Here is an 18,967-nt window from a genome sequence, read left to right as displayed (position 1 = left end):
CAAGATAAAAGTAGTATCAGGAGGCACAATATGAAGAAATTAACAACAGCAAAAATATGGCAGTTTGCAGCAGGACAGTTTGGATGGGCAATGCTATCCGGAATCATATCCAACTGGCTCGTTTATTTTTATCAGCCGGACAAGACGGCAATCAGTCAGGGACAGACGGTATTTATCCCACAGGGACTGGTTGTCCTTGGAATTTTCACGATCATTGGCGGAATTACAGCGTTTGGAAGAATTTTTGATGCATTCACAGATCCAATGATCGCATCCTGGTCTGACAGATGTACCTCGAAAAATGGCCGAAGAATTCCTTTTTTGAAATGGGCATCTCTGCCATTGGCATTATCTACGGTACTGGTATTCTGGTCGCCGGTTAATAAAAACAGTTGGATCAACGCGGCTTTTCTGCTACTGATGATCCTGGCATATTACCTTTCCATCACTGCGTATTGTACTCCGTATAATGCGTTAATTCCGGAATTAGGGCACACACAGCAGGAGCGTCTGAATATTTCTACAGTAATCTCATTTACTTTTATTGCAGGAACGGCAGTGGCTTATCTGGCACCGACAATCTGGGGGACATTTATTCCGGCATTTGGAAGAGTCGGAGCTATCCGTGTGACATTTACATTGATGGCTGCAGTGGCTTTTATCTGTATGCTGGTACCGGTGTTCTGCATCAGGGAAAAAGATTATGTAAATACAGTTCCTGCAAAAGAGTCGGCTTTTCGTTCGCTGGTTGCGACATTTAAGAATGGTGAGTTTCGAAAATTTGTAGGTTCGGATATTTTTTACTGGATCGCACTTACGATGTTTCAGACAGGGCTGCCGTTTTTTGTAACCAGTCTGCTGAAACTTCCGGAGACCATGACAACACTGTATTTTGTCGGAATGACTGCGTTATCTCTGGTGTTTTATGTGCCGGTAAATAAACTCACACCGAAACTGGGAAAGAAAAAGATGATTCTTTTTGCGTTTGCGGTATTTAGTCTGGCTTATTTTTATACAGGTTTTATGGGAAAAATGACACTTATTCCGGCAACAGTTCAGGGGCTGATTCTGACGGTTGTGGCTGCACTTCCTATGGCAATCTTTGGAATTCTTCCACAGGCAGTAGTGGCTGACATTGCACAGAGTGATTCGATTAAGACTGGAAGTAACCGTGAAGGAATGTTTTATGCTGCGAGAACTTTTGCGTTTAAACTTGGACAGAGTCTTTCTATGCTGATCTTTACAGCAGTGTCCACGATTGGGGCAGGAGACGGAACCGGATATCGTGTGGCTGCCTTTGGTGCAGCAGTATTTTGCTGCATAGGTGGAATCATACTGGTATTTTATAATGAGAAAAAGATTAATGGAATTATTGGTGGGAAGAGAGAATGAAAATCATACAGGAAGATAAATTTGCGGATATTATGAAAGATGAAGTAGAACCGTATTTGCATGCACATTGCAGGGAATGTTATATTACAGGAGCAAGAGAGGCTGAACAAAGAGAAAAAGCCGGGAAACTTCATGTGAAGTTTTATGAGACAGATAAGCCACAGGGTGTTATTATCATCAGCCATGGCTTTACGGAAGGCGCACCGAAATATGATGAAATGATATACTACTTCATGAAAGCCGGATACCATGTGTGTATGCCGGAACATACGGGGCACGGTTTGAGTTATCGACTGACAGAGGATTTGTCACTGGTACATATTGACACCTGGAAGCGTTTTGTGCGGGATTTTATGAAAGTGTGTCATGTGGCAAAAAAAGAATATTCTGATTTGCCGCTGATCCTGTTTGCCCATTCTATGGGAGGGGCAATCGGTACGATCGCAGCCTCATGGGAACCGGAGCTCTTTCAGAAGATCATACTCAGTTCGCCAATGATACGGCCACTTACCGGAAATGTACCCTGGCCCGTGACGGTTGCGATTGCACAGGCGGAATGTCTGGTGGGAAGGGACGCAAAGTATGTGATTGGACAAAAGCCTTATGATGGAAGTGAAACGCTTGAGACAAGTGCAGCGGTTTCGGAAGCAAGATTTATAAGGTATCATGAGATTCGTAAACGGCGCAGGGAAATTCAGACAAGTGCTGCTTCTTATGGATGGCTGCTGGCTTCAATAAGAATGAGCTGGTATATAAGATACTATGGATGGAAAAGACTTACTGCACCGATACTGTTGTTTCAGGCAGAGAAAGATGCGTTCGTTTCTGTCCGTGCGATACAGAAATTTGCGAAGAAACTGCAGCAGAAAGGCAGGACTTCATGTGAATATGTATATATGCCCGAAAGTAAACATGAAATATTTGGAAGCGATGACGAGACGATGCAGGTATATGTAGAACAGATTTTGTGTTTTTTAAAATAAAAAGAAATACATTTCTTAACGGTGAAAGCGAAAAGGAATGGACGGGAAAGGTTTAGTGGAGGATTCTGCTCCTAAAATAATCAATAGTATGCTATACTGGAAGTGTGACAATAGGGGACACGACATGAACCAAAACGAATCCCAATGGGATACACTGCTGAAAATAAAAATTGAAAGTGAGGAAAATACGATGAAAATCGCAATCATTAACGGAAGTGCAAGAAAGGGAAATACATTAGCGGCGATTGACGCTTTTATGGCATCTGAGAAATCAGATCATGAAAATATATCGTTATTTTAGAGCGAGAAAAAGAAAGACTGCAGGACAAAGATATTGATGCAGAACAGATCACTAAATTTACGGATGAGGAACGAGATGAGAATAGAAAAAAAACTGTGGATTACGCTGGTTGCCTTCGGGCTGTTTGCCATTGTTTTTTCCAGATGGATATATACACAGAGTACGTCGCGGGAGCGGATATCTTTTGACGGTACGGTGCAACTTGAGACCGCACAGGAATCGGAAGGCGAAGTGAAAACAGAGAATATAGTTTTACCGGAAAAATTTAATGGACAACAGTCGGTTTTGTTTAAAACGACTCATACGGGAGTGGAAGTTCTGCTTGATGGCAAAGAGATTTATCAGTATGGAAAAGAGGAAAATACACTCGGATTTATGAAGTCACCAGGTTCATGCTGGCATATTGTAGATATTCCGGAGAACAGTGCAGGTAAAAAACTGGAGGTGAGGATACTTCCGGTATATCCGAAATATTATGGAAATGCGTTTACGCTTTCTTTTGGAACAAGAGGCGACTGCATACTGAGAATTTTGAGGGACAGCTTTGGAATATTGCTTATCAGCTGTGGGATTTTGTTTTCCGGGGTAGTCAGCCTGATTCTGTATTTTTCCAGTATGAGAAAGAAGAACAGAGAAAAATCAGATGGCAGAAATGAGATTTTACTGAATCTGGGAATCTTTTCTTTGGTGATTGCGATATGGTCATTGCAGCAGTGTGGATTCATGCAGTTCCTGATTCCGGACGGAAGAACCCTTTACTTCGTGGATTTTTTCTCATTTTTTTTATTTCCAGTGCCATTTACGTTTCTTTTGTATGATATCTGTAAAAGTAAATATCGTAAAGGTGCGTTATATCTGGCGATTCTGTTTTTAATGAATATGGCAGTACAGGTCATATTTCAATGTGCGGGAATTATAGATATTTTTCAGCTGCTTCCGATCACACATATATTGATGGTGGTTACAGTTATTTATACATTTGCTTTGATTCATTATGAAGCAGGAAAAACAGAAAACGAAGCAGCCCGGGAATTTAAGTATCCATTGTATATTATAATGGTATCTGGCACGGTGGAACTTGCACTGTATTATATCAGAAATTTTAAAACTACATCGATATTTCTTCCACTTGGAACTATGGGATTTATTGTCGGGCTGATCTGGATACAGGTATACAGATATTATGATCAGTATGTGCAGAAACAGAAACTTGCATATCTGCAGAAAATGGCAAATATGGATATGCTGACAGAAGCTATGAACAGAAATGCCTATGAAAATATGATCAAGTATCTGGATGAGCAGGAAATTGAGCTGCGGACAACAGGAGTTGTATTATTTGATGTAGATGATCTTAAGAAAATCAATGACAATTTCGGTCACGAGAAAGGAGACGAAGCACTGAAGCTTTGTTATCAGTGTATCCGGCGTGCGTTTAAAAATGAGAAAAACTGTTTTCGCATTGGTGGCGATGAGTTTGCGTATGTGTATCATAGTGAGGAAAAGAATCAGATTCCGGGATGTATAAATGTACTGGAAAGGATTCTGAAAGAAACGTCACGTGATCTCAGTTATCCTTTAAGTATTTCAGCAGGATATGCATATTATATTCCGGATACAGATATTGATTTTAAAGATATTGTAAGGCGAAGCGATACAATGCTGTATCGTCAGAAAAGAAGAAAAAAAGTTGCAAAGACAACGGATTCTGAAAATACAGTTTCTTATATGGAAAAACGTCCTGCGGAAGATATTATTGATGAAGTGATTCTTCACGAGAAAAAGTACCAGGATATGACCTTGAGTGAACTCTGCAGCATGATCGATCTTATCAGTCCTACCACCGATAATTATCCATACATTGTAGATTTCAGAACAGATTATTATTATATTGCACCACAGGCATTGGAACGATTCTGTATTCCGAAAAATGCGTTTCACAAAGTGATGGAATATCACAGAGAATTTGTATATGGTCCTGATTATGCAAAACTGAAAGCAGAATTTGATGACCTGTTAAGCACGGAGCGCTGTACACACAACATGGAGTATCGATGGATGGATCTGCAGAAAAGACCTGTCTGGATTAAATGTAAGGGATATCTGGTGCGTGACGATAAAATGAATCCGGTTTATATGATCGGTTGTATAAATGAGATTGGAGGAAAACAAAAAGCAGACAATGTAAGTGGACTGTTGAGTGAAAAGGGATTCCGTGAATATATAAGCAATCCGGTTCCGACCTGGAAAAAAGGATATCTGCTGCGTGTCGGAATTGATCATTTCAGGGAAATTAATGAGAAATTCAGTATGGAATATGGAGATTTTATACTGAGAGAAACAGCAGCATGTATTTCAGCGTGCATGTCAGAAAATCAAAGCGTATATAAACTGATGGCAGATGAATTTCTGATTCTGGACGTTTCCTCTGATGATACAAAAGAGGCAGGGAAACTTTTTACAAAGATAAGAGAGTCTGTGGATCAGTTTATTGAAGAAAATGATTTTGAGGTAATGTATACAATTTCTGGAGGAAGTCTGGCATTGCACAGTTCTGAGAATATCGAATATTCAGAAGTTATGAAGCTCACAGATTTTTCGCTGAATGAGGCAAAGAAGCGAGGAAGAAATCGCTGCTATGTATTTGATGAGAAAGACTATGCACATTTTATCCGAAAGGGAGAGATCACACAGGAACTCAGAGAGGCGACAAGAAATGGATTTCAGGGATTTGTAGCATTCTATCAGCCGGTGATCGAGGCTGAAACTGGCTGTATGAGTGGCGCAGAAGCGCTGATGCGTTTTTCTTCTTCAAAATTTGGAATGGTGTCTCCGGCAGAATTTATTCCTATTTTGGAGGAGACCGGTCTGATCATTCCGGTGGGCCGTTGGATGATGAAGGAAGCAATGGAAAAGTGCTGTGAGATCAGAAAAATGCTTCCTGGATTTAAAGTCAATATAAACATCTCTCAGATACAGGTATCAAAGTCGGATGTGATCCTGGACATTGCAGCTGAAATGGAAAAGGCAGGTATTTCACCGGATGCAATGAATATTGAACTGACGGAAAGTGATCTGCTGGAGGGAGATATTAATACACAGCATTTCCTAAGAGAATTGAAGCGTATGGGAATTAAGCTGGCATTGGATGATTTCGGAACCGGATATTCTAATTTTCACTATCTCAGTGAGCTTGATCCGGAGATCATCAAAATCGACCGTTCTTTTACCGCAAGTGCTGTGGCAGATGAAAAAGAGTATTATCTGTTGAAGCAATTTTGCAGGATGATTCATAATCTTGGTTTGAAGATTTGTATTGAAGGTGTTGAAAACGAAGAAGAATGGAAAAAAATCCAGCGGCTTGAACCGGACTTCGGACAGGGATTTTTCTGGGGAAGACCCTGTGAATACGATGACTTTGTAAAACAATTTATACGGGAAGGAAAAAGCAAAATTGTACGGCTGTGATAGTGGCAATCTAAAAGAAGGAGAAAAAGCCTATGAAAATGATTTCTGAACTGAAAGTTGGACAGATATTGAGAAATACAGAGCTTGTGGATACGTTTCAATGTGATAAAGCTGGAGATATGAGAAACTCAAAGATTCCGGGAATTTTGGTTATCATTTCGGACTATACCAAAGGCATGTATCATGACAAATGGATTGGCGGAGTGCTGCATTATGCAGGCGAAGGATTGAAGGGCGATCAGGATATTCAGTCGGGACATAATGCAGTGCTGGCAGAGAGCAGCCAGACGGGAACGGAAGTGTATCTGTTTGAAGCTATGGAGATGGAGGAGTACATTTTCTGCGGCAGGGTAGAGCTGACTGAGGAGCCATATACGGAAATACAGCCCGGGGAAGACGGCGTACCGCGCAATGTATGGAAATTCCCCGTGCGTCCGGTTGCAGACAGTGAAGTAAGAAAACCACAGATGTTTGTGTTCGAAGATATGGAAGATTACAAAAAGCGTGGAAAAGAAGTTGATGCCGCATATGTGAAGCTGATGGAGGAAAAGAAAAGGAATATATACAAATCTCCGTATGCATCAAGAATAACTGTACCGCAATCAGGAACAGATCAGGAAATGACGATTCCACAGGACATTGTCGGCAGGAATGTGAAACATAAAAAGTTTGGTACAGGAACGATTACTGCTATCAGCGGAGCCTCCATAGAGATTGCGTTTGCAAAGGCAGGGACAAAGAAACTGGGATATGAATTCTGCATGAGAAATAAGATGCTTGAGTTTCTTTGAGAAAAGAAAGTTTGTGGATATAAAAAATCAGACAAAGGCAAGTTAAGGAGAACAGAGGTAATGATAAAAGTTTTATTCGTGTGCCTGGGAAATATCTGTCGTTCCCCAATGGCGGAATTCATCTTCAAAGACATGGTTAACAAAAAACAACTACAGTCGGATTTCTATATCGCATCTGCAGCAACGAGCACAGAGGAAATCTGGAATGGCATCGGTAATCCGGTATATCCACCGGCAAAACGTGAACTGGCAAAACATGGAATTTCCTGCGAGGGAAAGCGTGCTGTGCAGATGAAGAAGGCAGATTATGACAGATATGATTATCTGATTGGAATGGAAGAGAGGAACCGAAGAAATATGCTTCGAATCCTCGGCAGTGATCCGGAACATAAAGTAAGTCTTCTGCTGGACTATGCAGAACAGCCGGGTGATATTGCGGATCCATGGTATACCGGGAATTTTGAAAGCACTTACCGTGATGTGATCAGGGGCTGTGAGGGATTTCTGAAGTACTTGGAAAACAAGGGAGAAATAACTTTATAATAAGAAACAGATAATTGGAAGTTGTTGTTTTCAGCGACTTTTGTCGAACGGATTTTCTTTACATAACAGAAAATATGCTGTATGCTCGATATACAGCAACTCTTGAAGGGAGCGTCTGCTTCCTTCTTTTTTTTAATAAATCTATTTATATCATGGGCAAGTCGCCCGAATTATTCAGGAAAGATGAGGAATTGAATATGGAAAACGGATACGAAATTTTTGTGGATGATCTTCGACAGAATCTTCTCAAAGCAACTGCATATGAGGAGGAAATGATCTGCTATAAGACTGCGGAAGAATATCCACCGACTTCGGGCGACCGCCTGCTGTTAAAGAACAGACAGCGAGAGGGTGTCTATGAGGTCTGTGCACTTTATGTGCAGGATCTTTATGAAGCCTATCAGAATGGATGGAGCATGGAAAGTATTGTACAGGAAGTCCTTCGGAGATTGGATGCGATCGCAGAATCAGAATGTTTCGAAAAGAGCAAGGACCTTGAGGAGTACGATAAGATCAAGGATGATCTTTTTATACGTCTTTTGAATGCAGTGAAATATCAGGAGGAGCTGAAGCAGGCGGTTTATCGCAGAATCGGTGATATTGCACTGGTTTTATATGCACGTATGGGAGAACTGGATGGATGCAATACCAGTGTGAAGATCAAACAGCATGTGCTGAAACAGTGGAATAAAGACGAACAGACGGTGTTCAATGATGCACTTCTGAATACATATTTTATTTCGCCGCCCAGAATTTACTGTTGGGAGAAGCTTCTCTATAATATTAATTATGAGGGAGAGAATTTTATGAATCTGTTGTTTGACCAGCCGTTAAAAAAGGACGTGATAGGAAATTGTCTGAGTACATCGCTGAGGACGAATGGAGCGGTGGCAGTTTTTCTTCCGGGAGTGGCACAGCGCCTGAGTGAACTTTTGGATGGCAGTTTTTATATGGTGTTTACCAGCATTCATGAAGTAATGATCCATAGTGAACGGACGGCAGATCCGGCAAATCTGAAAGAGGTACTGGCGGAGACTGTGAGAGAGACAACACCGGAGGAAGATTTTCTTACCTATTATGTCTATCATTATGACAGAGAAACCGGTCAGTTCAGTTATTGCTGAAAAGAGAGGGGGATGCGTTTACATGCTGACTGCATATACTAATTAAAAAGCAGTCAGGAGTTTTGAAATTGGCTTATAAGATTGTATTGGATGCGGGGCATGGAGGAACAGATCCCGGTGCTATATATAATGGAAGAAAGGAAAAAGATGATAATCTGGCACTGGCGCTTGCAGTAGGAAAAATCCTTGAAGACAATGGCGTGGATGTGGTATATACTAGAACTGACGATCGCTATCAGACACCGTTTGAGAAGGCACGTATGGCGAATGAGGCAGGTGCGGATTATTTTATTTCTTTTCATCGTAACAGCAGCCCGGAAGATAACCAGTATCAGGGCGTTGAAGTGCTGGTGTATGATAAAAGTGGCATTAAATATCAGATGGCACAGAATATTGTCGGGGCATTGGGTGAGCTTGGATTTCGAGAAATCGGTGTAAAGGAGAGACCGGGACTTGTGGTTCTGAGGCGAACCCGAATGCCGGCATTGTTGATTGAAACCGGCTTTTTGAACTCGGATGCAGACAATGCCCTGTATGATGAAAAAAAGGATGAAATTGCCAGAGCAATTGCGAATGCGATTCTTGGTACACTGTCCGAAGAAACGATAGAATCACCGTTGTACTATCGTGTTCAGACAGGCGCGTTCCGCAACAGAGAAAATGCGGACCGAATGCTGTATCAGCTGACAGATCAGGGATATCCGGCATTCCTTTTGCAGGAAAATGATCTGTATAAGGTACAGGTAGGAGCTTTTCAGCAGCTTGGCAATGCAATCAATATGGAACAGCGACTCAGAGATGCCGGATACAGTACGGTGATCGTGACAAAATAAATCATACAAAAAGAGAAGGTTTGGATATGTACGAAGAATTCATAAAAGAAACAGGAAACTTTATTTTTGCAGAGGATCGGCCGGAGAGAGCAGATATTATTTTTGTTCCGGGAAACGGATATTCCCAGATGGCAGAAAAAGCGGCAGAACTTTATCGTGAAGGATATGCCTCACTGGTATTGCCAAGTGGAAAATACAGTATTTCTGTCGGGAAGTTCGCAGGAGTATTGTCAGGACAGAAACATTACAATGGAAATTATTCCACAGAGTGGGAGTTTTTAAGAGATGTTCTGATAAAGAATGGCGTTCCGGAAAAGGCAGTCCTGCGTGAAGATGAGGCTACTTTTACATGGGAAAATGCGAAACTTTCCAAAAAAGTTACAGATGCGGCGGGTATTATAATAAGGAAGGCAATTATCTGTTGCAAGAATTATCATGCAAGAAGAGCACTTATGTATTACCAGAGGGCATATCCGGAAGTGGAATTTCGGGTATGCCCCTGTTGTGTAGATGGAATTACCAGGGAGAACTGGACAGAGTCTGAAAAGGGAATAAAAGAAGTGCTGGCAGAAGTAAACAGAATCGTCACGCAATTCTCACTAATGATGTGATATGTGTAAATATAAAAAAAATAATTTGGGGGTGTCGAAAAAAGTAGAACTGTGATATAATGCTTGTGTCGTAAAATAAAATATTGTGTTACAAAATCTTTACGAAACAATAAAAGTTTGTATATTACAGAATAAATATATTGTATGATAAAATAGAACAAGTCATTAGTGAATGGTTAAAATAGATTGAGGTGCGAAGATTATGATGAAGAAGAGGAAGAACATGCAGTTTATAACTGCAGCAGCGTTGGCGGCAATACTTGTGACAGGACAGGTTCCTGCATCTGTGGTTATGGGAGACAGTACAGCGAATGTTCAGGTCAGCAGCCTGATACCTGATAATGTTACAGTGGATCAGCCGGTTCCTCTTTCGGAAATTGGGCTTCCGACAAGTGAATATGGAACACTTTCCTGGGCTGATGCGTCCAGTGTACCGTCAGAGCGTGTACAGACTTATGAAGTGGTTTTCCATCCATATAATACGGCAGATCTGGCTAAGATTTCCGGCTGGGATGGAAAGTCTGATGCAATTTACAGCAATGTGACGGTGGTTGTCAGCAGTATCAGTGAGGATTCTGATCATGAGAGTGGTGAAGACACGGAGAGTGAATCAGAAAAGAATACAGATGAAACATACAGTGAAACAGAAAACACAGCAGCTGACACAGAAGAAGCACAGGATGATGCAGAGGTAAAGGAAGAGGATACGGCTTCTTCGGAGAATACAGAGGTGCCGGCGCAGACAGATGAGACTGTTGCCCCGGAAGAAAAAACAGCAGAAGAGGCACCGGCAGAAGAGACACCAGAGATTACAGAAACTCCGGAAGTGACAGAAGGGGCAATAGAAGATACAAAAACTGCAGAAAAAGAAGAATCTCCGGAAATTACGGAAACTCCGGCAGCAGAGGAAGTACAGCAGGAAGTAACCGCGGTCCCGACAGAGGAAGCAAAGACAGAGCCGACGCAGACACCGGAAGCAACGGTTACGCCGGAAGCTGATAAAGATAATATTTTTGATGGCACAGAAAAAGATATTTCTGCAGATGACCGTGAACAGACCGCAGAAGATGATCTTTCTGATGAAGAAAAGGCACAGCAGGCAGAAATCAATCATACCAGCAACGGAATTACTGTGTCCGGAATTAATCTGCCATGGTATGTGCAGTTCCGTGTAGCCAGTGGAGAAAATTATGAATTTACCAATGAGCTGGAAGCAAATGTATTTAAATCTTATGAATTTGAACTGTGGGATTTGAAAAATGATACAGAATACAAAATTCCGGATGGAGAATATCTCAGTGTCACTGTACCGGTAAAAGCAGGCTATGATTATACGATTGAACACATCCTGGACAGCGGAGCCATGGAAACGATTGTTCCGAGCGTAGACGGAAGCACAATGGTATTCAGTACACATTCTTTCAGTCCGTTTGGCATTGCAGGAAGCAAGGCTCTGGTAGGTGAGAAAATTGAGGATGGAAGTTATTCGGCAGGTACAGGTTCGGATACGGCGACTACACCGGAGGCAACTGTAGCAGCTGAGACAACGTCTTCTGTTGACATTACGCAGACACCTGCTTCATCCGAAGATTCAGACAACAGTACAAATACTACAGCAGAGAGCAATGGTGATGCATCAGCAGATGAAACAGATGCATCGGCTGCTCAGGAGAATCAGGAAGCGTCTTCGGATCAGAGCGAGCAAGATAATTCAGGAAATTCTGTAAAGGCAGTACGTACCGGAGACAATACACCGATACTTCCGTTTGTAATTCTCGGAGTTGCTGCGGTGGTGATCATTGGGGTACTGGTTTATCTGAGAAAGAAAAATAAATAACTCTGGGATACATATATAGAGAAGCCTTTCCATATATCTGTATGGGAGGGCTTTTTTATGAAAATAAAGGCGATTTTGAGATCTCTGTTTCTGGCATATGCACTGTCAGGAATCTGTCTGTTGCTGCTGGCATTGCTGGTTTTTAAGCTCGATATAGGTAAAGGACCAGTTACTGCAGGAATTCTGACGATTTATGTGGTATCCTGTCTGGCAGGTGGATTTCTGGCCGGAAAAATATTGAGAAAAGACAAATATCGTTGGGGATTGCTCGTCGGAATCTGTTATTTCGTTCTGCTTGCCGGAGTATCTTTTGCAGTACAGAGAAAATGGGATATGAGTCTTCAACATGCGATAACAACATTTTGTATGTGTCTGGGCGGAGGAACTCTCGGAGGTATGTTGTCCTGATAAAAAAATGCTTTTAATTGGATGAGTTTTATGCTATACTATGCCCAGATAACTATACATAAGGAGGGATATATAATGGAACATATCAAAACATTAAATACAAAGAATCTGCAGAACACAGTAAAAAAAGGTGGATGCGGTGAATGTCAGACATCTTGCCAGTCAGCATGCAAAACTTCCTGTACTGTAGGAAATCAGAGCTGCGAGAACAAATAAGCAGGTTCAGAACATTCAGTTAAGCAGCGGAGTGAAATCCGCTGCTTATTCTTATGAAAGAAAAAGTTACAGGAAAGGATTTTCAGAAAGATGAGTCTGATTCATAGATATCAGAGCAATGGTTACAACATTGTTCTGGATATTAACAGTGGGTGTATTCATCTGGTAGACCTTGTGACATACGAAGTTCTTCCTTTTATGGAAGAGGGACTTTCAGAACAGGAGATCGTTGATAAATTAAAAGACCAGTATCCTGAAGCTGATATTCGTACTTCTGTTTCCGAATGCGAGAAGCTGAAAGAACAGGGGATGTTATTTACCAGAGATGTATACGAAAATATAATAGAAGAATTTACGGAGAATCGACAGACAGTAGTAAAGGCACTGTGCCTGCACATTGCCCATGATTGCAACCTGGCCTGTCGATACTGTTTTGCTGAAGAAGGAGAATATCATGGCCGAAGAGCACTGATGTCCTTCGAAGTTGGAAAGAAAGCACTTGATTTCCTGATTGCCAATTCAGGTTCCAGAAGGAATCTGGAAGTGGATTTCTTCGGAGGGGAACCTCTGATGAACTGGCAGGTAGTCAAGGACCTGGTAGCATACGGAAGAGAGCAGGAGAAGCTTCACAATAAGAAGTTCCGTTTTACACTGACGACCAATGGTGTACTGCTCAATGACGAAGTTATGGAATTCTGTAACAAAGAAATGGGAAATGTTGTTCTCAGTGTGGATGGACGTAAGGAAGTACACGATTATATGAGACCATTCCGTAAGGGTGCAGGAAGCTATGATCTGGTCATCCCGAAATTCCAGAAATTTGCAGAATCCAGAAATCAGGATAAGTATTATGTGCGTGGTACATTTACCCATCATAATCTTGACTTCTCAAAGGATGTCCTGCATCTGGCAGACCTTGGTTTCAAACAGATCTCTGTGGAGCCGGTAGTTGCGGCAGATACCGAGGAGTATGCAATCCGTGAGGAAGATATTCCGCAGATCAAGGAAGAATACGATGCACTGGCAAAAGAAATGATCGCCAGAGAAAAAGCCGGCAAGGGCTTCAATTTCTTCCATTTTATGATTGACCTGACCGGTGGACCTTGTGTTTACAAGCGTCTCTCAGGATGTGGTTCAGGAACCGAGTATCTTGCAGTAACTCCGTGGGGAGATTTCTATCCGTGTCATCAGTTTGTTGGTGAAGAGCAGTTCCTTATGGGAAATGTGGATGAGGGAATCACGCATCCGGAGATCCGTGATCAGTTTGGTAAATGCAATGTTTACACAAAAGAAGCCTGCAAGGACTGTTTCGCAAGATTTTACTGCAGTGGCGGCTGTGCTGCCAATGCTTATCATTTCCAGAAAGATATTAATGGCAATTATGGTATCGGATGCGAACTTCAGCGTAAGAGAGTGGAGTGCGCAATCATGATAAAGGCCGCATTAGCGGAATAAAATAATGCAAGAAGGGAAAGAACAATGAAGAAAAGCAAAGGAATTGTTGTCCTGCTTCTGACCGCCATTATCACAGTCTTTCTGTGTTACACGGCAGGGATTGGAATCGGACCCACAGGCACCGGCTCTGCAAAAAATATCAAGACCGGCCTGGACCTGTCTGGTGGTGTCAGCATCACCTATCAGGCAAAAGACAGTAACCCAAGTGCAGAAGACATGTCTGATACTGTGTACAAGCTCCAGAAGCGTGTCGAGCAGTACAGTACAGAAGCACAGGTGTACAAAGAAGGAAGCGACCGTATCGCTGTAGAGATTCCTGGTGTCACAGACGCTGATGCGATTCTGAATGACCTTGGAAAACCAGGTTCTCTGTGTTTTATCACCATGACAGATGATGACGGCAATGCAAACTTCTCCAGCACGGGAAGCGGATATGTACTTGCAAGAAGTCTGGATGAGATCCGCGATGCCGGATCTGTCGTTCTGGAAGGTACGGACGTAAAGGATGCCCAGGGTGGTGCATTCCAGTCTGACAAGAACAGCTCCAGAGAATATGCAGTCAGCCTGACTCTTACAGATGAAGGTAAGACGAAATTCGCAGATGCTACAGAAGCAAACGTCGGAAAACAGATTGCCATCGTGTACGATAACCAGATCTTAAGTGCACCGAAGGTAAACGAAGCAATCACAGGTGGACAGGCACAGATCACTGGTATGTCCAGTGTGGAAGAAGCACAGAATCTTGCTTCTTATATCCGTATCGGATCCTTGAGCATCGAACTGGAAGAACTTCGTTCCAGCGTGGTTGCTGCACAGCTTGGTGAAGAAGCAATCTCCACAAGTGTGATGGCAGGCCTGATCGGTCTGATCATTGTGATCATCTTTATGATCCTTATGTATCGCCTTCCAGGTGTGGTTGCCGGTGTGGCACTGATCCTGTACACGGCGATCGTACTGATCACATTGAATGCATTTGATATCACACTGACCCTTCCGGGTATCGCCGGTATCATTCTTGGTATTGGTATGGCAGTGGATGCGAACGTTATCATTTACGCACGTATCCAGGAAGAAATCGCGGCCGGAAACTCTGTAAGAGCTTCTATCAAATCCGGTTTCTCCAAAGCGTTCAGCGCAATCTTCGATGGAAACATTACGACTCTGATCGCATCTCTGGTACTGATGTGGCTGGGTTCCGGTACCGTTAAGGGCTTCGCTTATACACTGGCTCTTGGTATCGTAGTTTCCATGTTTACAGCACTGGTTGTATCACGTTTTGTCATGAATGCTCTTTATGCAGTGGGATTCCATGATGAGAAATTTTACGGTCGTGCAAAACAGCGTAAAGTATTCAATGTTGTTGGAAAAAGAAAAGTATTTTTCATTATTTCCATTATCCTGATTCTCAGCGGTCCGGTTGCAATGGCAATCCATCACAACGTAGATGGAACTGCTCTGAACTATGCACTTGACTTCTCCGGTGGTACAGCAACAACAGTAACCTTCAACGAAGACATGGATATCAAACAGATTGATTCTGAGGTAACTCCTGTTGTTGAAGAAGTTACAGGCGACAAGAACGTACAGCCGACCAAGGTTGTAGGTACCAATCAGGTAGTCATCAAGACACGTACGCTTTCTCAGGAAGAACGTGAGAAACTGGACAGCGCACTTGTTGAGAAATTTGATGTAGACGATTCTCTGATCACAACAGAAAGTATTTCTTCTACAGTAAGTTCTGAAATGAGAAGAGATGCTGTTGTTGCCGTGATCGTGGCTACACTCTGTATGCTTGCTTACATCTGGTTCCGTTTCAAAGATATCCGTTTCGCAAGCAGTGCAGTACTTGCCCTGCTGCATGACGTACTGGTAGTATTTGCATTCTATGGAATTTCCAGAATTTCCGTAGGTAATACCTTCATTGCCTGCATGCTTACGATTGTAGGTTATTCTATCAACGCGACGATCGTTATCTTCGACCGTATCCGTGAGAATACGAAGGGAAGCAGAGCAAACCTTGAAGAGATCGTTAACGAAAGTATCACACAGACACTTACAAGAAGTATGTATACTTCCTTTACAACCTTCGTAATGGTAGCTGTTCTGTACATCATGGGTGTATCTTCCATCCGTGAGTTTGCAGCGCCTCTGATGGTTGGTGTTATCTGCGGAGCGTACTCTTCTGTATGCATCACAGGTGCTCTGTGGCTGGTAATGAAACGTTATTATAAGAAACCTGTTGCACAGGCTGTAGCAGCAAAAAGTACAGCAGCTCCTGCAAAACAGAATAATAACAACCAGAATACAAAATCCGGAAAGAAAAATCCGGATCAGCCGAAAAAGAAAAACCGCAAGAGAGTAGCAGAACGTCTGGCGGCACAGGAAGCAGCGGCAAAAGAAAATGCTTCCAAAGATGAAAATAAGGATGCATAATCCAAATCATAATAAGTAACAGCTTACAGGATCCCGGGACAGTAAAATGTCCCGGGATTTCTTTGTGTTTTACGGAATATTTTCTGATATAATAGAAAACAGCAAACGGAGAAAGAGGAGCATTATGGAAAAATGGATGGTTTATACCAAACGTGCAGATTTTCGGGAGATTGGTCACAGATTTGGAATTGATCCGGTGATTGCACGTTTGATCAGAAACAGAGATGTTGAGGATATGGAAGGAATACGTACATATCTTTATGGAACACTGGAGGAACTTCCGTCACCGTGGCTTATGAAAGATATGAAAGAGGCCGTTCAGATTCTCACAGGCAAGATACAGCAGAAAAAAAGAATTCGGATCATCGGGGATTATGACATAGATGGTGTGACAGCAACCTGTATTTTGCTTAAAGGTCTGCAGCGTCTTGGAGCAGATGTAGATACCTATATTCCGGACAGGATCAAAGATGGATACGGGATGCATGAACAATTGATTGACAAAGCTCTGGAGGATGGCATTGATACGATACTGACCTGTGACAATGGAATTGCGGCAGAAGCAGAGATTGCCTATGCCAAAAGGGAAGGGCTGACGGTGATTGTTACGGATCATCATGATATTCCATTTAAAGATACAGATATGGGAAGAGAATGGAAGGTTCCGGAAGCAGATGCCGTAGTCAATCCGAAGCAGATGGACTGTCCTTATCCAAATAAAAATATCTGCGGAGCGGTAGTAGCGTGGAAACTGATCTGGGCATTATATGAAAAAACAGGAATCCATAAAGATGAAGTGATGGAATTTCTGGAACTGGCTGCGATTGCAACCGTGGGAGATGTTATGGATCTGCAGGGCGAAAATCGCATTATTGTGAAAGAAGGATTAAAAAAACTTCCATCGACATCATTTGAAGGATTAAAGGCATTGATTCGTGTAAATAATCTGGAAGGAGCAGAAATCACGGCATATCATGTAGGGTTTGTTCTGGGACCGTGCATCAATGCAAGCGGGCGTCTGGACACAGCTGCCAGATCATTGAAACTCTTGTGTGCACAGGATTTTGAAACTGCCATGAAACTGGCAGATGATCTGTATGATCTGAATCAGAGCAGAAAGGCAATGACGGAGCAGGGAAAAGAGCTGGCGATCAGGACGATCGAAGAAGAGGGACTTAATGCGGACAGAGTGCTTGTTGTATATCTTCCGGACTGTCATGAAAGTCTTGCGGGGATCATCGCAGGAAGAATCCGGGAGGCATATCATAAACCGGTGTTTGTTCTTACCAAAGGAGCAGAAGGAGTCAAAGGAAGCGGAAGATCGATCGAAGCATATTCCATGTACGAAGAACTTGTGAAATGTGGAGATCTCCTTACACAGTTTGGCGGACACCCGATGGCAGCAGGTCTTTCTATGGATGAAAAAAATATAAATGCATTCCGGCAGAAACTTAATGAGAATTGTGCACTGACAGAAGAGGAACTTATTCCCAAAGTTATGATCGATGTGCCGATGCCGATTTCTTATCTGTCCAGGGAACTTACGGAACAGTTGAAGTTACTGGAACCTTTTGGAAAAGGAAATGTAAAACCGCTTTTTGCACAGAAAGGAGTCCGCGTTATGGGACTCAGGATCCTTGGAAAGAACAGAAATGTAGCAAAAATGAAACTGGCAGATGCAGAAGGCAACCAGAGAGAAGCTGTGTTTTTTGGAGAAGCACAGGAATTTGCGAAATTTGCAGAGATGCATGACAGCATATCCGTGACGTATTATCCGGAGATCAATGTCTATCAGGGCAGGGAGACTTTGCAGGTAGTGATTCGGAATTATTGTTGAAATTGCTTATTCTTCACGGGAACTGAACCTGAGGCTTGGAGGGTTGGTGATTGATTCCGGGACAAAAAAGTGGTATAATTATAAATCAGATTTAACAGAAAACAGGCGGAGGTACGCAAAAATGAAAAAAATAGAAGATTACGTAAGAAGTATTCCGGATTTTCCGGAGCCGGGAATTATTTTCAGAGACATTACAAGTGTCCTGCAGGATGCTGACGGACTTCAGCTTGCAATCGACTCTATGCAGGCATGTCTGAAGGATACGGATGTAGATGTGATCGTCGGAACAGAGTCCAGAGGTTTTATCTTTGGTGTGCCGATCGCATATAATCTTCATAAACCGTTTGTGCCGGTTCGTAAAAAAGGCAAACTTCCATGTGAGACCATATCCAAGAGTTATGATCTGGAATATGGAAGTGCAACTATAGAGATGCATAAAGATTCTATCAAGCCAGGACAGAAGGTAGCCATCATTGATGATCTTATCGCAACAGGCGGTACGGTAGAAGCTGCAATCAAGCTGGTAGAAGAACTTGGCGGTGAGGTTGTCAAGGTTGTCTTCCTTATGGAGCTTGCAGGATTAAAAGGCCGCGAGAAACTTGCGGGTTATGATGTAGCGTCTGTGATCTGCTACGACGGCAAATAATCTGTCACGGACAGAGAAACAGAATAAACCAGGGTTCATGTGATTCGGATGAGTATTGATTGGAAGAAATAACGGCAGGCAGGTGGGAG

Annotated in this window: 15 protein-coding genes and 1 pseudogene; all 16 read left to right on the top strand. The window is 42.5% G+C overall.

Going from position 1 to position 18,967, the window contains the following annotated elements; translation table 11 throughout:
* The first annotated feature begins 30 nt into the window (after window positions 1-30).
* The 16 genes and pseudogenes from KQI91_RS02120 to KQI91_RS02045 all read left to right on the top strand — a co-directional run bounded on the left by KQI91_RS02120 (window position 31) and on the right by KQI91_RS02045 (window position 18,878).
* Window positions 31-1,392 (top strand): MFS transporter, encoded by a 1,362-nt coding sequence (locus KQI91_RS02120; protein WP_216391220.1) that lies wholly within the window; start codon window positions 31-33, stop codon window positions 1,390-1,392.
* Complete coding sequence (locus KQI91_RS02115; RefSeq protein WP_216391219.1) at window positions 1,389-2,375, top strand: alpha/beta fold hydrolase; 987 nt, start codon at window positions 1,389-1,391, stop codon at window positions 2,373-2,375. Before KQI91_RS02120 ends, KQI91_RS02115 begins: the two co-directional genes overlap by 4 nt.
* 190 nt (window positions 2,376-2,565) lie before the next feature.
* Window positions 2,566-2,664, top strand: a pseudogene (locus tag KQI91_RS16375) (flavodoxin family protein); the annotation flags it as partial.
* Between the two features lie 87 nt (window positions 2,665-2,751).
* On the top strand, window positions 2,752-6,144 hold the full coding sequence (locus KQI91_RS02105; protein WP_216391218.1) for an EAL domain-containing protein: 3,393 nt from the start codon (window positions 2,752-2,754) through the stop codon (window positions 6,142-6,144).
* A 32-nt stretch (window positions 6,145-6,176) separates the two neighbouring features.
* The gene (locus KQI91_RS02100; protein ID WP_216391217.1) at window positions 6,177-6,935 is read left to right on the top strand and encodes an HNH endonuclease; all 759 of its coding nucleotides are present in this window, start codon (window positions 6,177-6,179) and stop codon (window positions 6,933-6,935) included.
* A 60-nt stretch (window positions 6,936-6,995) separates the two neighbouring features.
* Window positions 6,996-7,478 (top strand): low molecular weight protein-tyrosine-phosphatase, encoded by a 483-nt coding sequence (locus KQI91_RS02095; RefSeq protein WP_216391216.1) that lies wholly within the window; start codon window positions 6,996-6,998, stop codon window positions 7,476-7,478.
* A gap of 197 nt (window positions 7,479-7,675) precedes the next feature.
* Window positions 7,676-8,602: a DUF5688 family protein gene (locus tag KQI91_RS02090; protein ID WP_216391215.1), complete on the top strand. Its 927-nt coding sequence runs from the start codon at window positions 7,676-7,678 to the stop codon at window positions 8,600-8,602.
* Between the two features lie 68 nt (window positions 8,603-8,670).
* Window positions 8,671-9,435 (top strand): N-acetylmuramoyl-L-alanine amidase, encoded by a 765-nt coding sequence (locus tag KQI91_RS02085; protein ID WP_216391214.1) that lies wholly within the window; start codon window positions 8,671-8,673, stop codon window positions 9,433-9,435.
* A gap of 26 nt (window positions 9,436-9,461) precedes the next feature.
* Window positions 9,462-10,046 carry a YdcF family protein gene (locus KQI91_RS02080; protein WP_216391213.1) on the top strand — a complete coding sequence of 195 codons (585 nt, stop codon included), beginning with the start codon at window positions 9,462-9,464 and terminating at the stop codon, window positions 10,044-10,046.
* Between the two features lie 223 nt (window positions 10,047-10,269).
* Complete coding sequence (locus KQI91_RS02075; protein ID WP_253288327.1) at window positions 10,270-11,883, top strand: hypothetical protein; 1,614 nt, start codon at window positions 10,270-10,272, stop codon at window positions 11,881-11,883.
* Window positions 11,884-11,940: 57 nt separating this feature from the next.
* Window positions 11,941-12,291 (top strand): TIGR04086 family membrane protein, encoded by a 351-nt coding sequence (locus KQI91_RS02070; protein WP_216391211.1) that lies wholly within the window; start codon window positions 11,941-11,943, stop codon window positions 12,289-12,291.
* Between the two features lie 75 nt (window positions 12,292-12,366).
* Complete coding sequence (gene scfA / locus KQI91_RS02065) at window positions 12,367-12,507, top strand: six-cysteine ranthipeptide SCIFF (protein ID WP_015541285.1); 141 nt, start codon at window positions 12,367-12,369, stop codon at window positions 12,505-12,507.
* 90 nt (window positions 12,508-12,597) lie between these two features.
* Window positions 12,598-13,962: a thioether cross-link-forming SCIFF peptide maturase gene (scfB, locus tag KQI91_RS02060; protein ID WP_216391210.1), complete on the top strand. Its 1,365-nt coding sequence runs from the start codon at window positions 12,598-12,600 to the stop codon at window positions 13,960-13,962.
* A 24-nt stretch (window positions 13,963-13,986) separates the two neighbouring features.
* On the top strand, window positions 13,987-16,395 hold the full coding sequence (secD, locus tag KQI91_RS02055) for a protein translocase subunit SecD (RefSeq protein ID WP_216391209.1): 2,409 nt from the start codon (window positions 13,987-13,989) through the stop codon (window positions 16,393-16,395).
* Window positions 16,396-16,519: 124 nt separating this feature from the next.
* Entirely contained in the window at window positions 16,520-18,232 is a 1,713-nt protein-coding gene (gene recJ / locus KQI91_RS02050) for a single-stranded-DNA-specific exonuclease RecJ (protein WP_216391208.1), read from the top strand.
* Between the two features lie 121 nt (window positions 18,233-18,353).
* Entirely contained in the window at window positions 18,354-18,878 is a 525-nt protein-coding gene (locus KQI91_RS02045; protein ID WP_216391207.1) for an adenine phosphoribosyltransferase, read from the top strand.
* Window positions 18,879-18,967: the final 89 nt, after the last annotated feature.

The sequence above is a fragment of the Blautia sp. MSJ-19 genome (assembly GCF_018918125.1).
Taxonomy (GTDB): domain Bacteria; phylum Bacillota; class Clostridia; order Lachnospirales; family Lachnospiraceae; genus Blautia_A.
Note: the sequence above shows the minus strand (reverse complement) of the source record. Positions and strands in the feature narration are given on the sequence as shown.

Excerpts from the sequence above, each read along its gene's own strand:
- KQI91_RS02120 (WP_216391220.1), top strand. The coding sequence starts at position 31 with ATGAAGAAATTAACAACAGCAAAAATATGGCAGTTTGCAGCAGGACAG.
- KQI91_RS02115 (WP_216391219.1), top strand. The coding sequence starts at position 1,389 with ATGAAAATCATACAGGAAGATAAATTTGCGGATATTATGAAAGATGAA.
- KQI91_RS02105 (WP_216391218.1), top strand. The coding sequence starts at position 2,752 with ATGAGAATAGAAAAAAAACTGTGGATTACGCTGGTTGCCTTCGGGCTG.
- KQI91_RS02100 (WP_216391217.1), top strand. The coding sequence starts at position 6,177 with ATGAAAATGATTTCTGAACTGAAAGTTGGACAGATATTGAGAAATACA.
- KQI91_RS02095 (WP_216391216.1), top strand. The coding sequence starts at position 6,996 with ATGATAAAAGTTTTATTCGTGTGCCTGGGAAATATCTGTCGTTCCCCA.
- KQI91_RS02090 (WP_216391215.1), top strand. The coding sequence starts at position 7,676 with ATGGAAAACGGATACGAAATTTTTGTGGATGATCTTCGACAGAATCTT.
- KQI91_RS02080 (WP_216391213.1), top strand. The coding sequence starts at position 9,462 with ATGTACGAAGAATTCATAAAAGAAACAGGAAACTTTATTTTTGCAGAG.
- KQI91_RS02075 (WP_253288327.1), top strand. The coding sequence starts at position 10,270 with ATGCAGTTTATAACTGCAGCAGCGTTGGCGGCAATACTTGTGACAGGA.
- KQI91_RS02070 (WP_216391211.1), top strand. The coding sequence starts at position 11,941 with ATGAAAATAAAGGCGATTTTGAGATCTCTGTTTCTGGCATATGCACTG.
- scfA (WP_015541285.1), top strand. The coding sequence starts at position 12,367 with ATGGAACATATCAAAACATTAAATACAAAGAATCTGCAGAACACAGTA.
- scfB (WP_216391210.1), top strand. The coding sequence starts at position 12,598 with ATGAGTCTGATTCATAGATATCAGAGCAATGGTTACAACATTGTTCTG.
- secD (WP_216391209.1), top strand. The coding sequence starts at position 13,987 with ATGAAGAAAAGCAAAGGAATTGTTGTCCTGCTTCTGACCGCCATTATC.
- recJ (WP_216391208.1), top strand. The coding sequence starts at position 16,520 with ATGGAAAAATGGATGGTTTATACCAAACGTGCAGATTTTCGGGAGATT.
- KQI91_RS02045 (WP_216391207.1), top strand. The coding sequence starts at position 18,354 with ATGAAAAAAATAGAAGATTACGTAAGAAGTATTCCGGATTTTCCGGAG.